This is a genomic window from Gordonia sp. GN26, from assembly GCF_054823965.1.
In genome coordinates this window covers 1-678 of record NZ_JSYC01000152.1, presented here as the reverse complement: position 1 = coordinate 678, position 678 = coordinate 1, and the positions used below count along the sequence as shown (strand labels likewise).

Annotated in this window: 1 protein-coding gene; it reads left to right on the top strand. The window is 63.9% G+C overall.

The features are described 5' to 3' along the window. Window positions 1-45 precede the first annotated feature (45 nt). On the top strand, window positions 46-678 hold a 633-nt coding region (locus tag OK17_RS21205), incomplete at its 3' end, for an AMP-binding protein (RefSeq protein WP_461418671.1).

The following is a 678-nucleotide window of genomic DNA, read 5'->3' as shown; positions in this document are numbered from 1 at the left end:
TGGTCTCGGGGTGCGGTGGTGGAGTTGGGGTGGGGTGGTCGTTCGGTGGGTTCGGTGGTGGCTGAGCGGGTGGGGTTGTCGGGGTCGCAGGTGGCGGTGTGGTGTGGGGATCGGGTGGTGTCGTATGGGGAGTTCGGTGGTTTGGTGGCGGGGGTTGCGCGGCGGTTGTTGGGTGTGGGTGTGGGGGTGGATTCTGCTGTTGGGGTGGTGATGTCGCGGTCGTTGGAGTTGTTGGTGGCGGTGCATGCGGTGGTGGTTGTGGGTGGGCGGTATGTGCCGGTGGAGGTGGATGCGCCGGTTGAGCGGGTGGGTTACATGTTGTCGACGGCGGGTGTGGGTGTGGTGTTGACGCGGGGGTCTGAGGAGGTGGTGGTGCCTTCTGGTGTGGAGCGTTTGGTGGTGGATTGTGGTGTGGGGTCGGGTGTTTCGGGTGTTGATGGTGGTGTGGAGTTGGGTGCGGTGGTGGATGAGGTGGGGGTGTTGTCGCCGTTGGTGGGTGTGTACACGTTGTTCACGTCTGGGTCGACGGGTCGGCCGAAGGGTGTGACGGTGTCGCATGGGGCGGTGGTGAATCGGTTGGGGTGGATGCAGTCGTTGTTCGGGGTGACCGGTGATGATGTGGTGTTGTGGAAGACGCCGGTGTCGTTTGATGTGTCGGTGTGGGAGTTGTTCTGGCCG